This is a genomic window from Streptomyces umbrinus (assembly GCF_030817415.1).
GTDB lineage: Bacteria > Actinomycetota > Actinomycetes > Streptomycetales > Streptomycetaceae > Streptomyces > Streptomyces umbrinus_A.
Genome location: NZ_JAUSZI010000002.1, coordinates 11,790,577 through 11,802,897, shown reverse-complemented (window position 1 = coordinate 11,802,897; position 12,321 = coordinate 11,790,577). Strand labels below are relative to the sequence as shown.

At 68.1% G+C, this 12,321-nt stretch carries 12 protein-coding genes and 2 pseudogenes; 9 read left to right on the top strand and 5 right to left on the bottom strand.

The features are described 5' to 3' along the window. Positions 1–167 precede the first annotated feature (167 nt). Positions 168–1,514 carry an aldehyde dehydrogenase family protein gene (locus tag QF035_RS52605; protein WP_307530073.1) on the bottom strand — a complete coding sequence of 449 codons (1,347 nt, stop codon included), beginning with the start codon at positions 1,512–1,514 and terminating at the stop codon, positions 168–170. 170 nt (positions 1,515–1,684) lie between these two features. On the opposite strand from QF035_RS52605, the gene QF035_RS52600 reads away from it, so the two are divergent. Beyond that, on the top strand, positions 1,685–2,038 hold the full coding sequence (locus QF035_RS52600; RefSeq protein ID WP_060895109.1) for an ArsR/SmtB family transcription factor: 354 nt from the start codon (positions 1,685–1,687) through the stop codon (positions 2,036–2,038). A 230-nt stretch (positions 2,039–2,268) separates the two neighbouring features. On the opposite strand, the gene QF035_RS52595 is transcribed toward QF035_RS52600, so the two are convergent. Next, positions 2,269–2,436 (bottom strand): hypothetical protein, encoded by a 168-nt coding sequence (locus QF035_RS52595; RefSeq protein ID WP_307530070.1) that lies wholly within the window; start codon positions 2,434–2,436, stop codon positions 2,269–2,271. A gap of 73 nt (positions 2,437–2,509) precedes the next feature. Here QF035_RS52595 and QF035_RS56100 point away from each other — a divergent pair. From QF035_RS56100 to QF035_RS52570, 5 genes and pseudogenes are all read left to right on the top strand, one after another. After that, positions 2,510–2,695: pseudogene (locus tag QF035_RS56100) on the top strand (NAD-dependent malic enzyme); the annotation flags it as partial. Positions 2,696–2,936: 241 nt separating this feature from the next. Then, on the top strand, positions 2,937–3,830 hold the full coding sequence (locus QF035_RS52585; RefSeq protein ID WP_307530068.1) for an alpha/beta hydrolase: 894 nt from the start codon (positions 2,937–2,939) through the stop codon (positions 3,828–3,830). Positions 3,831–3,891: 61 nt separating this feature from the next. Beyond that, positions 3,892–4,680 (top strand): enoyl-CoA hydratase/isomerase family protein, encoded by a 789-nt coding sequence (locus QF035_RS52580; protein WP_307530066.1) that lies wholly within the window; start codon positions 3,892–3,894, stop codon positions 4,678–4,680. A gap of 130 nt (positions 4,681–4,810) precedes the next feature. Then, positions 4,811–5,326 carry a hypothetical protein gene (locus tag QF035_RS52575; RefSeq protein WP_373466891.1) on the top strand — a complete coding sequence of 172 codons (516 nt, stop codon included), beginning with the start codon at positions 4,811–4,813 and terminating at the stop codon, positions 5,324–5,326. Then, on the top strand, positions 5,287–5,490 hold the full coding sequence (locus QF035_RS52570; RefSeq protein ID WP_307530063.1) for a hypothetical protein: 204 nt from the start codon (positions 5,287–5,289) through the stop codon (positions 5,488–5,490). Before QF035_RS52575 ends, QF035_RS52570 begins: the two co-directional genes overlap by 40 nt. A 181-nt stretch (positions 5,491–5,671) precedes the next feature. Here the strand turns inward: QF035_RS52570 and QF035_RS52565 are convergent, their stop codons facing one another. Then, a complete protein-coding gene (locus QF035_RS52565; protein WP_307530061.1) occupies positions 5,672–6,280 on the bottom strand; it encodes a TetR/AcrR family transcriptional regulator in 609 nt (202 codons plus the stop codon). 88 nt (positions 6,281–6,368) lie between these two features. Between QF035_RS52565 and QF035_RS52560 the strand changes: the two genes are divergently transcribed. Continuing rightward, the gene (locus QF035_RS52560; RefSeq protein WP_307530059.1) at positions 6,369–7,091 is read left to right on the top strand and encodes an SDR family NAD(P)-dependent oxidoreductase; all 723 of its coding nucleotides are present in this window, start codon (positions 6,369–6,371) and stop codon (positions 7,089–7,091) included. 144 nt (positions 7,092–7,235) lie between these two features. Here the strand turns inward: QF035_RS52560 and QF035_RS52555 are convergent, their stop codons facing one another. Together QF035_RS52555 and QF035_RS56095 are read right to left on the bottom strand one after the other, a co-directional pair. Next, the gene (locus tag QF035_RS52555) at positions 7,236–8,507 is read right to left on the bottom strand and encodes an IS110 family transposase (protein WP_307519984.1); all 1,272 of its coding nucleotides are present in this window, start codon (positions 8,505–8,507) and stop codon (positions 7,236–7,238) included. Positions 8,508–8,862: 355 nt separating this feature from the next. Further along, positions 8,863–8,985, bottom strand: a pseudogene (locus QF035_RS56095) (transposase); the annotation flags it as partial. A 70-nt stretch (positions 8,986–9,055) separates the two neighbouring features. Between QF035_RS56095 and QF035_RS52550 the strand changes: the two are divergent. Together QF035_RS52550 and QF035_RS52545 are read left to right on the top strand one after the other, a co-directional pair. Further along, positions 9,056–11,692 carry an aminotransferase class I/II-fold pyridoxal phosphate-dependent enzyme gene (locus tag QF035_RS52550; protein ID WP_307530057.1) on the top strand — a complete coding sequence of 879 codons (2,637 nt, stop codon included), beginning with the start codon at positions 9,056–9,058 and terminating at the stop codon, positions 11,690–11,692. A gap of 119 nt (positions 11,693–11,811) precedes the next feature. Then, a complete protein-coding gene (locus QF035_RS52545) occupies positions 11,812–12,261 on the top strand; it encodes a hypothetical protein (protein WP_307530055.1) in 450 nt (149 codons plus the stop codon). The last annotated feature ends 60 nt before the right edge of the window (positions 12,262–12,321 follow it).

Genomic DNA, 12,321 nt, shown 5'->3' with positions numbered 1-12,321 from the left:
GACTCCCTCGACGCGCCCCCGCGAAGAGGACCGATACACGGCTTCACCTGGAACGCGATTGCGGCGGGGGTGGGAACAGCGATCTCAGCGATCCTCATTCTCACCGGCCTGAGGCACGTCCGCCGGCCGATCGCCCATCGGCCAGCCTGCTTCACGAAAGCGCGGGCCTAGTTGAGCGGTACGTCCGCGACGCCCTTGAGGTGGCTGAACGTCTCGAGGGAGTACCGGCCGTGGTATCGGCCCATGCCGCTTTCGCCGACGCCTCCGAAAGGCAGTCCCGGCATGAGCAGTTGCATCACCGGCTGGCCCCAGGCGACGCCGCCGGAGGACGTCTCGTTCACCAGGCGCGACTTGGTGGCCTCGGACTCGGTGAAGGCGTAGAGCGCGAGGGGCTTGTCGCGTTCGTTGATGAAGGCGATGGCGGCATCGAGGTCTTCGACTTCGACGACGGCGAGGATCGGACCGAAGATCTCCTCCTGCATGACCGGCGATGCGGGGTCGACATCGGTGAGCACCGTCGGTGCGATGAACAGGTCGTCACGGTCGCGCTGGCCTCCCACCGCCGCCCGGCCGGAGTCCAGCAGAGCGGTGAGCCGGTCGAAGTGCCGCTCGTTGATGATCCGGCCGAAGCCGGCCGAGGTCTGCGGGCTGGTGCCGAACTGAGCTTCGACCGCCGCACGCAGGGCGGGGACCAGTGCGGCGGCGGTGGCAGGATCGGCCAGGACATAGTCGGGGGCTATGCACTGCTGCCCCGCGTTGCCGAACTTGGCGCCGACCAGCCGCTTGGCGGTCTCGTCCACGTCGGTGTCGGGCGCCACGAAGACCGGTGACTTGCCTCCGAGTTCGAGCGTGACGGGGGTGAGGTTCTTGGCTGCCGCGGCCATGACGATCCGGCCGACCGTGCCGTTGCCGGTGTAGAAGATCTGGTCGAAACGCTGCGCCAGGAGGGCCGTGGTCTCCTCGGCGCCCCCTTCGACGACGGTGAGCACGTCGGCGTCGAAGTACTCACGCAGCAGGCGTGAAGCGACCGCCGAGGTGTGCACCGACATCTCGCTCGGCTTGGCCACCACGGTGTTCCCGGCGGCCAGCGCGCCAATGATGGGGTCGATGAGAAGGTGCAGCGGGAAATTCCACGGAGCGATCACCAGGACGACCCCGAGCGGGTCGTACGTGGTGTAGGCCGTTGTCGTGGGACCGAAGTGGGCAGGAACCTCCACCGGGCGAGGCTGAAGCCAGCTCTCGAGATTCGCCAGCGCCTCGTCGATGTCGGCGACGGTGAAGTCGATCTCCTGAGTCTTGGCCTCGGCGGCGTTCTTCCTCAGGTCAGCCCAGAGGGCTTCGATCAGCTCCTGCTCGTTCTCGACCAGCAGTGCCCGCAGCCGCTGCAGTTGGCTGACGCGCCAGTCCAGTCCGCGGGTGACGCCGGTGTTGAACGTCGCACGAAGACGGCCGACCACCTCCGCGGCAGTTTCGGTCCGGCGCGTCCTCGGCTCGGTCGCCTGTGTTGTGGTCATGGGGTGTGCTCCGTTCTTGATTGCAGGCCGCGCCGTCAAAGGCGTTCGTGGCATGCCGTAGTACCGGTGATGGGCAACCCGGTGGATGACGGATGAAGGGTCAATCCGTGCCTTCACTGTAACCCATGTACGCGCTGACGCGAACATAGGGCAGGGGTTATTCTTTCCTCATGGCCAGCCGCACCTCATCCCCCCTCGTCCACCCCGACACGGACGACCTCGACCTCTTCAAGATCATGAGCGCGCTGACCGACGAGACACGGCTCACCATCGTCGTCACCCTCTCCGTCTCCCCCGGTCTGGCCTGCAGCGGCTTCACGCAGGACGTCACCGCGTCCGTACTCACCCGCCACTTCCGCGTCCTGCGCGAGGCCGGTCTCATCCGGCAGCACGATGTCGGCACCCGCCGTTTCAACACTCTGCGCAAGGAAGACCTGGACCAGCGCTTCCCCGGACTGCTCGACCTCGTCCTCAAGGAGAGCGTCGGCCGCGTGGAGCCTTACGTGAACGCCGAGTGCGCCTGACCCTCCGGGGCGCTCCTCCGCGGCCGCGACGAACCGGACCCACCGCAGCCAGGTGCCCAGCTTGCGGTCGGCTTCGATCACGTCGAACAACACCCCGGGCACAACGTCGACCAGGTCACGGCCGAGCCGGCGAGGCCGGCCTCCCGCCCGACGCCCGCCGAGTGGCCGTAACCCGCGCACCAGCAAAGGCGATAGGCCACCCACCCCGCCGTACCACCTACACAGACTGGTCACTGACCGCCTATACGCACATGCGGATTGGACCGGATCGACTCCATCGGCACGAAGACCTGGATCTCGATGGCCTTCGCTGTGTGCAGCGGCTGCTCCCACAGCAGGTGGCGCAGCACTTTCGAGGAGGGCGAGCTGAGCGGGGCGGCGACAATCGTCAGCCCCACTGCCTACCCTTGGTTCACTCGCGGGTCGCATACCGGCTCCCCCCTCTCGGCGAAGGGCTGTGCGACGTCCTCGATGCCATGGCCGGCTGAGCCCTGGCATTCGCCAACGGAGCACGGGGAAGCGGCCGACCATTTCGCTGGACCGGTGTTCGCGCTCCATCGCGGCGGCAAGATGGCGATTGCCGCGACAGTGCCGCTCCGGGGCGGCGAAGACCTCTCCCTCGCCTACACGCCGGGCGTCGCCGAGGTGTGCACCGCCTCGGTCCAGGCCACCGCGGTCGAAGGCGCCGGTCACTGGGTGCACGTCGAGCGGCCCTCGGCGGTCGCCGCACTGCTCGACGCCTTCCTGGCCACGACGCCCACGGGCCGCACGGCCTGACCATCCAGCGCCGCCGCGGTGGAGAACCGCAAACGCCCGCCCACACAGCCCCGTACCCCCGCATTCCATGACAGCAGCCGACAGCCGAGCGCCGGCCGCGCCTTGCCAGGAGAGACGACCCATGACACAACGAACCGACATCGCCTTCACCGCGGAGGGTGGAGTCACTCTGCGCGGCTGGCTCTTCATCCCCGACGGCCCCGGCCCGCACCCGGCGATCACCATGGCCCACGGTTACGCGGGCGTGAAGGAACACGGGCTGGAGCAGTTCGCCGAGGCCTTCGCCGAGGACGGCTTCGTCGTCCTCCTCCACGACCACCGCACCTTCGGCGCCAGCGAGGGCTTCCCCCGCCAGGACGTGGACCCCTGGCAGCAGATCGCCGACTGGCGTCGCGCCATCTCCTATCTGGAGAGCCGACCCGAAGTCGACCCCGACCGGATAGGCCTGTGGGGCACCAGCTACGCCGGCGGCCACGCCCTCGTCCTGGGCGCCACCGACCGGCGCCCGCGGTGCGTGGTCGCCCAGGTGCCCACGATCAGCGGCTACGAGCAGGGCCTGCGCCGTGTCCCGCCGGACGCCGCCGCCGGCCTTGAAGACGCCTTCGCGCAAGACGAGCGAGCCCAGTTCCAGGGGGAGGCACCCCGTACACAGGCGATCGTCAGCGACGACCCCGCAGTGCCGGCGGCCTACCGGGCCAAGGACGCCATCGACTTCTACCTCCAGCAACTCCCGCCCGGCGCCTGGGAGAACCAGGTCACCCTGCGCTCCACCCGTGCCGCCCGCATGTACGAGCCGGGTGCCTGGATCAGCCGCGTCTCCCCCACGCCGCTGCTGCTCGTGGTCGCCGACCACGACACCGTCACGGTCACGGACCTGGCGCTCGCCGCCTACGAACGCGCGCTGCAGCCCAAGGATCTGGTCCTGCTGCCCGGCGGTCACTTCGACCCTTACCTCTCCCGGTTCGAGGAGTCGAGCGCGGCAGCCCGCGACTGGTTCCGCCGGCACCTGGCCTGAGGACGCCTCACCCGCTCCTGCCCACCCCACCCCCGTCAGACCCGACCGCAAGAAGGCCCCCATGCCCCACCTCACCCTTACCGTCACCGACGGCATCGCCGACGTGGTCCTGAACAACCCGCCTCAGAATCGGATCGACCGGCAGATGGCCGACGAACTCGCCGCCGCGACCGAGGACATCACCCGACGCAACGCCCGCGCCGTCCTCCTGCGCGCCGGCGGACCCGACTTCTGCTTCGGCGGCGACATCGTCGACTGGCCCGACCTGAGCACCGCGGAACTCCGGGCCCTTTTCGAGCACTACATGGATGTCTTCAACGCCTTCGAACGGCTCCCCATCCCCGTGATCGCCGCCGTCCAGGGACGGTGCTCGGGCGGCGGCTTCGAGCTCGCCCTGCGCGCGGACGTCATCATCGCCGCCGAATCTGCACACTTCGGCCACCCGGAACAGACGCTCGGCATCGTCACCCTCCTGGGCGGCATCTACCGCGTCGCCGAACGCGCGGGACGGGCCCGGGCCTTCGAGTGGGCACTCACCTCCGAGCAGATCCCCGCGCGGACCATGGCGGATGTCGGCGTCGTCAACCGCGTCGTGGCCGACGACACCCTGCTCCAGGAGGCAACAGACCTCGCGCGGAAGCTGGCCGACGGGCCCACCCGCGCCCATGCGGCACACAAGGCACTTCTCCAGGTCTGGGCCGCCAATGGGACCACGGCCGCAGACCAAGTGATGTTCGACCTCGCCATGCCGCTCTTCGAGACGCAGGACGCCAAGGCCGGACTCGCCTCCGCCGTCACGGCGTACAAGGCCGGCAGGCCGCGGCCCGCCCTCGAATTCCACGGTCGGTGAGCAGCGGAGGCACTTCCGGCAGCCCCGTCGACCTGTCCCACGGCAGCTTCCAGGGATTGGCACACCTGTCCAGGTAGACGGCGCCGGCGCCACCCACGGGCTGCTGGAGTGCCTGGAAGCCCTGAACACCATGCGGCGCACGGTGCGTCACACGGTCGGCTGGAAGATCACCGATGACGACGAGAAGGCCATCGCAAAGCTGCCCGAGACCGCCTGGGAGACCTCCGTGCGCCAGTACGGCAGTCTCCAAGAGGGCTACTTCGTCGCCGAGTTGACCGGGGTGAACACCCGTGAGGGCTGGCCGGAGGGCATGCGGCTGATCCTGCGTCGAGTCCGCCCGACCCGGCGGCACCTGAAGAAGCTGACCGCGTTCGAGAAGAGGACCGGCTGGCGTTACTGCATCACCGCGACCAACATCGGCCGCATGTGGGGCATCGCCGGCTCAGGCCATGCCCAGTTCCTGGACGTACTGCACCGCTCCCACACCGGCGTCGAGGACGGGGTGCGCACCAACAAGGCGATGGGGCTGGGCAACCTGCCGTCCGCCTCGTGGGAGGTGAACCGCGGCTGGATGCTCGATGCGAGCCTCGCCGCCGATCTCGACGCATGGCTGCGGCTGCTGCCCTGCACGACATCGACGACCTGACCGACGCCGAGCCGGACACCATGCGCTTCCGCCTCTACCACCTGCCCACCCGCCTCGCCGACCACGCCCGCCGCCGATGGCTGCGGATCGAGCGGACCTGGCCCTGGGCGACCGCGTTTACCACCGGCTGGCAGCGACTCACCGCCCTCCCAGCCGTCACCTGACGATCGGCCGCCAGCCCCGACGAAGACCAGGAAGGAGCAGGACCAGCACACTCCGGGAGCCGTGGCCCCGGCGCAGCCGGAGCGATACGCGAGGGCCCCGCCCGCGATCACGCGGAACAAACAGGGCAAACCGATAGCCCGGTCTGGCAATCACAGCTGCTGACGAATCGAGGCTAGCTGACTACGGCTTTGGCCAGCTGCCCAACGCGAGGTTCGCGACTTGCAGCAGCTCAGGGCGGGAACTACCACTCGCGGCCTGGACGGCAATCCCATTGGCGACTGTTCTCAGGTAGAGCGCAAGAAGATGAGGATCTGCGGAAGGCGGAAGGTCACCGGCGTCCACCGCCTGTTGAAACCGGCGCGTCAAGTGGGCTATCCCATCCTCGCGCCATGCGATGAGTGCGTCTCGGACTGGGCGGCTCTCGTCCCCGGTGACCAACGCACCCTGCACGCCAAGGCAGCCCGTGGGCAATCCCGGCATGGTTGCCGCCTCGACCGCCCCGTGGAGCACGGCAGTAGCCACTGCTGCACTTGTGGGCTCTGCCAGAGCTCGGGCGAAGTAGGCGGTCAAGCCCTCGGTGTACCGCTCCAGCGCCTTGTGGAAGAGGTCTTCTTTGCTACCGAAGGCCCTGTACAGGCTGGGGCGGCTGATACCCATCGCTTCGGTGAGGTCGTCAAGGCTGGCGCCCTCGAAACCCTTTGACCAGAACACCAGGACTGCACGATCGAGTGCCTCGTCGATGTCGAACGCGCGAGGCCTGCCAGGAGGGGTCGGTGTCGTCGAGCACATTTCTTCACCCTACCCCTTCGATACCGATCGGTACGGGCGTGCTAAAGTATTTCGTACCAATCAGTACGTTATAGCGAGAGGTGACATCGTGTCACAGACCGTACTCATCACTGGCGGAACCTCAGGCATCGGCTTGAGCCTCGCGCAATCCTTCGTGGAGCTCGGGGCGTCTGTCGTCGTTTGCGGGCGTTCGCAGGCTGCGCTTGACCGATTCGCGCAGGCACACCCGCAGGCGCTGGCCGTGCGGGCCGATGTGACGGACGCAGCCGATCGGGCAGCGTTGTTGCAAGCAGTCGCTGATCGCTTCGGGCGTTTGGACGTGTTGGTCAACAACGCCGGTACGTTCGAGGAACGAGACTATGCCGCCGGCAAGAACCCCAACGCGACTCTCGATGACGAGGTGGCGCTAAACCTCACCGCCCCCATCCACTTGACGGGTGAAGTGCTCGAGCGATGGCCATCGCTCGACGCGATCGTATTCATCACCTCGGGGTTCGCTTTGGTCTCGCCCACTCGCGCGCCTACCCACGGCGCGGTGAAGGCCGGCCTGCACGGCTTTGCGGACGGCTTGCGCCGTCAACTCGCCCCGCAGAGTCACACCCATGTCCTCGAGGTCCTCCCACCGTCTACAGACACGCCCATGAACGCCGAAGCCACGGGGAAGAAACTGACTCCCGCACAGGTGGCAGCGGTCACGATGAAAGCTCTTCGGCGGGGGCGGAACATGGCATTCCCCGGTCAGACGAAAGTCATGCCCGCCATGCTGCGCATCGCGCCCGGCACACTACGACGCGTCGTCGCCGAGCTCTGAACCCCATGGAAATCCTTCCCCCAGCAACACCTCACCGAGTGGGCCGAGTGGGCTCCCGTCTCCCGCGAAGCCGAAGGCAAGTAGCCGTTTCGGCTTAGGGCCAATGCCGTGACTCTGACACGAAAAGTTGAGTGAGTGTGCTGGTCAGGCCGTTGCTGCGATGGGCTCGAAGCGGACGGTGAGGCCGAGGCGGTTGGCTTCCTTGGTCATGCGACGCATGGCGCGTTCAGGGTCGCGGCGGGTGAAGTAGTCGGCGCCGAGGTCCTGGTAGCGGGTCTTGTGGCGGAGGATGTGCCAGATCGCGACGGCGAGTTTGCGCATCACCGCGACCAGGGCCCGCTGTCGTCCGCGGCGGGCGGCGATGCGCCGGTAGTAGGCGCTGAGATAGCAGTCCTTGTTCCGGGTCACCGACATCGCGGCGATGCCCAACAGCCGTTTCAGGTTGCTGTTGCCGTTGCGGGTACGGGCGGATTTGGTGACGCCGGCGGATTCGTTCATGCCCGGGCAGACCCCGATCCAGGAGGCGAGATGGCCGGCGGTGGCGAACTGGGTCATGTCCCCACCGGTCTCAGCGATGATGATCTCAGCCGCCGCGGGGCCGATGCCGGGGATGGTGTCCAGGTTCTCGATGTCCTTGTTGTGCTCCAGGCGGGTCAGCAGCGCGGTGATCCGCTGGTCCAGCTGGTCGGCCGTGGCGGTGAGGTGGTCGATCTCGTCGAGGTAGTGCCGGCACATGAACGCGTGGTGCTCGGTGAACGTGCCGTCCAGTGCCTCAACCAGGGCCGGGATCTTGCTGCGGGCCCGCCGGATGGCCAGGTCGGCCAGCGCCTGGGGGTCACGCTCGCCGCCGATCAGTGCGTTGATGATGGCGCGTCCGCTGGCCCCGGTGATGTCGCTGAGCACCGAGGACAGCTTCATGCCGGTGTCCTCGAGTTCCTTCTCCAGCCGCTGGGCCTCCTGCCCGCGTGCCGTGATGAGCTGCGTGCGGCGGCGGGTCAGGTCCCGCAGTTCGCGGATCTCCCGCTCGGGCACGAAGGAGCCCATCACCATGCCCGAGGCGCCCGCCCGGGCCAGGAACGCGGCGTCGCTGGGGTCGCTCTTGCGCCCCCGAATGCCCTTGAGGTGGGCCGGGTTGACCAGCATCAGGTTCAGATGCGGCTGCAAGGTGTAGTAGAGGTGGCGCCAGTAGTCCGAGGTGGCCTCGAGCACCACCACCTCGACCCGGCGCTCGAGTAGCCAGGCCAGCAGACGCCGGATCTCGGCCGGGGTGGTGGCGAACCGCTCGGTCTCCAGCGTCCAGGTTCCCGGCCGCTTCAAGCACGGCGTGCGTACGCACGCCAGCAGGAACCGCTTGCCCAGATCCAGCCCCGCCGCCCGCAGATAGAGGACCTCGTCCTTCACGTCCTGTCTGGCCATCGCCGTGTCCCTCCCGCACGCGTGCCGATCGAACGGGCGCCCGGAGGGATCCGGGAAGTCGCTGAGTCTGACACACGCGCTGCCGGTCACCGTGGTGGCCGTGGCGCAAACCGAAGTCCGCTAGCGGATCCCCATCGCCATCCTGTTGGGCGAGCTGACCGGCATCACAGAGTCTTCGGCTTACCGGGCGCCCACCCCGATTTTCCCCCCACCGAGGAGGCCAGCGCAGCCGGCCTGGCGAACCTGTTGGTGATCTTGCCGGGGTCAGCTGGGGGCGGTGCAGAGGGCGCGGAAGTGGCTTGGTGCCCGCCGGGGGGCGGGTCGGTTCGGCGATCCAGTCGGCGATGCGGGTGACGTTGCAGGCCAGTGCGGTCAGGACGTGCCCGATGTGCGTTTTCGGCAGGCCTCGGTAGCGGGTTCGGCGCAGGCCGCAGGCGCGGACGCTCTGGGAGGGGGTGGCTTCGATGCCGGCACGGATCGCGTACTGGCGTCATTGTTGATCAACATACTTGAACAAGCAAGCAAAACAGGCATGTTGAAGGAGCACCATGTATGACGTTGTAGTGGTGGGCGGGCGCCTGGCGGGCGCCGCCACGGCAGCTCATCTCAGCAAACAAGGGCGAAGTGTCCTCCTCCTGGAGAAGGACACTTTTCCCAAGGACGTGCTTTCGACGCACTTCATGTGGCCCCGCGGCACCAGCTACCTGGCTCGACTCGGCGTCCTGGACCGGGTCGTCCCGGTGGCCCCCTTCTTCGAGGAGGTGGACCTGGTGATCGAAGGCGTCAGCATCCGCTCCGGAGTGGCGGAGGAGGACCTGCGTAACCGATTCCGCAGCTTGCACGGGGACGACAAGGACGTCGTCAACGCCTCATTCTCCGCCCGCCGCGACCTGCTGGACGACCTGCTGCTCGCGTACGCGGCTGAGTGCGGCGTCGAGGTCCGGCAGGGCGCGCGGATGACCGAACTGGTCGAGGAGGACGGCCGGGTGGTGGGCGTGCGGTGGCGGTCGAGCCCCGACGGGCCCGAGACGACCAAGCGGGCCAGGATCGTCGTCGGCGCCGACGGCCGCCGCTCGCACGTGGCACGGCTGGCAGGCGCCGCGCGCAAGGACGTGCGGCGCAACGGATCCTTCGCCTGCTACACATACCTCGACAGCCACCTTCTGAAGGTTCCCACGCTCCGGCGCCGGGGGCGTCTCGGTATGGCGTTAAGCCCGACCAGCGGCGGCCAGACGATGGCGTTGGTCTACGGCCCCAGTGACTGGTACCAGGCCTTCCGGCAGGACAGCGCGGCCCATTTCGCCCAGGCGCTGGACTACGTCAGCCCAGACATGGCGGCCCTGGTCGACGGCGCGACACGCGTCTCCGGATTCTTCATGACCAACGACCAGACCCCCTTCATCCGCGAGGTGTCCGGCGACGGCTGGGCTCTGGTCGGGGACGCGGCATCGTTCAAGGACCCAGCCACCGCCAGCGGCATGACGCACGCCCTCAGGGACGCCGAACTGCTCGCCCAGACCATTGGCCCCGCCCTCGCCGCCGGAGACGACCTCACGAGGTCGCTGTCGGACTACCGCGAGCGCCGTCACCTCGACAGCTGGAAGTACTACGACTTCGTCTGTTCCCAGGCCGAGATGCGGGCAACAGAGGCCTCTGAGGTAAACCTGTTCCGCGCGGCGAGCTCCGACCTGCGCCACGCCAGCACACTCCTCGGAGTGTTCAGCGACACGGTCGACCCCGACGCCGTCTTCTCCGTCGACAGCATGCAGCGCATCCTGTCCTCGAACTCCAGCGTCGCCCCTCCGGCGGACGAACCGACCGTGGCGTCCGACAGCAACCCGTTCGCCGCACAGGACACAGCGGAGGACGAGCACCTGGCACTCACTCACACGGTGCGCAGCTTCGCCTCCCCGACCGGCAGCCGACTACTGGAGCGGGTGGAGCCGTTCCACCGCTGGTACAGCGCCCGCGTCGAATCGGAGACGTGGCTGTACTCCAGGACCCTTGCCGCTGCGCCGCTGTCCACGACCCGGCTCCTCGATGCCGGTGGGCGGGTCCTGGAGGGGATCAACTTCGCCTCCCAGGATTACCTGGGGCTGAGCAACCACCCCGAGGTGGTCGAGGCGGCGACCGCCGCCATCGCCGAGTTCGGTGTGCACAGCGCCGGTTCGGCAGCGGCCATCGGCAACACCGTCCATTCCCGGCGCCTTGAACAGAGCATCGCCGAACTCGTGGAAACGGACCATGTCGTCCTCTTCCCGACCGGCTGGGCCGCCGCGTACGGACCGATCAACGCCCTGGTCCGCCACTACGACCACGTGGTCATGGACCACTATGCCCACGCCAGCCTCTCCCAGGGGGCCCACGCCGCCTCGCGCAACGTCCACCGGGTGCCGCACCTGGACAACGAAGCCGTCCACGCCGTACTGCGCGAACTGCGCGACCGGGATCCCCACCACGCCATTCTGGTCGTCACCGAAGGCCTCTTCTCCATGAACGCCGACAGCCCCGACCTCGCCCGGCTCCAGGACATCTGCCACGAGTACGAGGCGACCCTCCTCGTCGACGTCGCCCACGACCTCGGATCCACCGGCCCCGGAGGGCAGGGCCAGATCGGGATCCAACAGCTCGCCGGCCAAGTCGACCTGGTGATGGGCAGCTTCTCCAAGACCTTCGCCTCCAACGGAGGCTTTGTGGCCACTGCCTCGCCCGCCGTCCGAAGCTACATCGAGACCTACGCCACCTCGCACGTCTTCTCCAACGCCTTGTCGCCCGCCCAGGCCGCGGCAGCCGACGCCGCATTGCGGATCGCGATGTCCCCGGAAGGAGCACGGCTGCGCCGGCAGACACTCGACGCCGCGTCGGCACTGCGTGAAGCTCTGGCCGACCACGGACTGGCCTGCCTGGGCAGCCCGGGTCCGATCGTTCCCGCCGTCATCGGCGACGAACGCGTAGCACGCCTCACACACCGTAATCTGCGCCCGCGCGGAGTGGCGGCCATGGTCGTCGAATACCCCGTGGTGCCAAGCGGCTCCGCCAGACTGCGCCTACAGGTCATGCCGTCCCACACGCCCGAACAAGCCGGGCAGGCCGCCGCCGCGATCGCCGCGGCGGTGTCCGAGGCCCGAACCGCCATCGACAGCCTCGACGCCGCTTCGGGCCTCGCCCGCCCCGACTCGCGCTGAAGCGTCCCAGGATGAGCGGCCTGCCGGCGTTCGACGCCGTCGTTGCGGACCAGGTCGAATTCCTGACCCGCCACCTCCTGAACAACTGACCGGCCCGTTCCGGATTGAAAGGATTCTCCATGTCCAAATTTCCCCTCCACCTGGTTCCTTCCCGCAGAGCGCTGACGACCGGGCGCTTCATCGTCGCGGCCACCCACTTGTTCACCCCGCGGCTGGCCGCGCGGTTTTTCCAGCTCACGGCTAGCGGTACCCCCGCGATCCCTTATTCACGGATGTTCGCGATCCGCAACGCTGCTCTCGGGCTTGGACTGCAACGGATGGACAGTTTCACCCGGCCCCAGCAGCAGCAGTTTCTTGCGGTGAACATCGTCATGGACTCGGTCGATGCCGCCGCTTTCCTGGCTGCGGGCCTGCGGCGCGACGTCAGCCGTACCTCGACCATGCTGTCCGCCGCCGTGGCTCTTTCTGCGGTGGTAGCCGGTACCACGGCCCTCATCGAGCACAAGCAAGCGGCCGCCCAAGAAACGGAGCCAACAGCGACGGCGCCATCGAACAGCGACTGGAAGTGACCGCACCGGCGTGGCACCGCAGCTGATCCACCGCACCGCCTCCATTGGCTGGAGGCCGCC

What these genes read in the sequence shown, in the direction of transcription:
- QF035_RS52605 (WP_307530073.1), bottom strand. Translation starts at nt 1,514, where the DNA reads ATGACCACAACACAGGCGACCGAGCCGAGGACGCGCCGGACCGAAACT.
- QF035_RS52600 (WP_060895109.1), top strand. Translation starts at nt 1,685, where the DNA reads ATGGCCAGCCGCACCTCATCCCCCCTCGTCCACCCCGACACGGACGAC.
- QF035_RS52585 (WP_307530068.1), top strand. Translation starts at nt 2,937, where the DNA reads ATGACACAACGAACCGACATCGCCTTCACCGCGGAGGGTGGAGTCACT.
- QF035_RS52580 (WP_307530066.1), top strand. Translation starts at nt 3,892, where the DNA reads ATGCCCCACCTCACCCTTACCGTCACCGACGGCATCGCCGACGTGGTC.
- QF035_RS52575 (WP_373466891.1), top strand. Translation starts at nt 4,811, where the DNA reads ATGCGGCGCACGGTGCGTCACACGGTCGGCTGGAAGATCACCGATGAC.
- QF035_RS52570 (WP_307530063.1), top strand. Translation starts at nt 5,287, where the DNA reads ATGGCTGCGGCTGCTGCCCTGCACGACATCGACGACCTGACCGACGCC.
- QF035_RS52565 (WP_307530061.1), bottom strand. Translation starts at nt 6,280, where the DNA reads ATGTGCTCGACGACACCGACCCCTCCTGGCAGGCCTCGCGCGTTCGAC.
- QF035_RS52555 (WP_307519984.1), bottom strand. Translation starts at nt 8,507, where the DNA reads ATGGCCAGACAGGACGTGAAGGACGAGGTCCTCTATCTGCGGGCGGCG.
- QF035_RS52550 (WP_307530057.1), top strand. Translation starts at nt 9,056, where the DNA reads ATGTATGACGTTGTAGTGGTGGGCGGGCGCCTGGCGGGCGCCGCCACG.
- QF035_RS52545 (WP_307530055.1), top strand. Translation starts at nt 11,812, where the DNA reads ATGTCCAAATTTCCCCTCCACCTGGTTCCTTCCCGCAGAGCGCTGACG.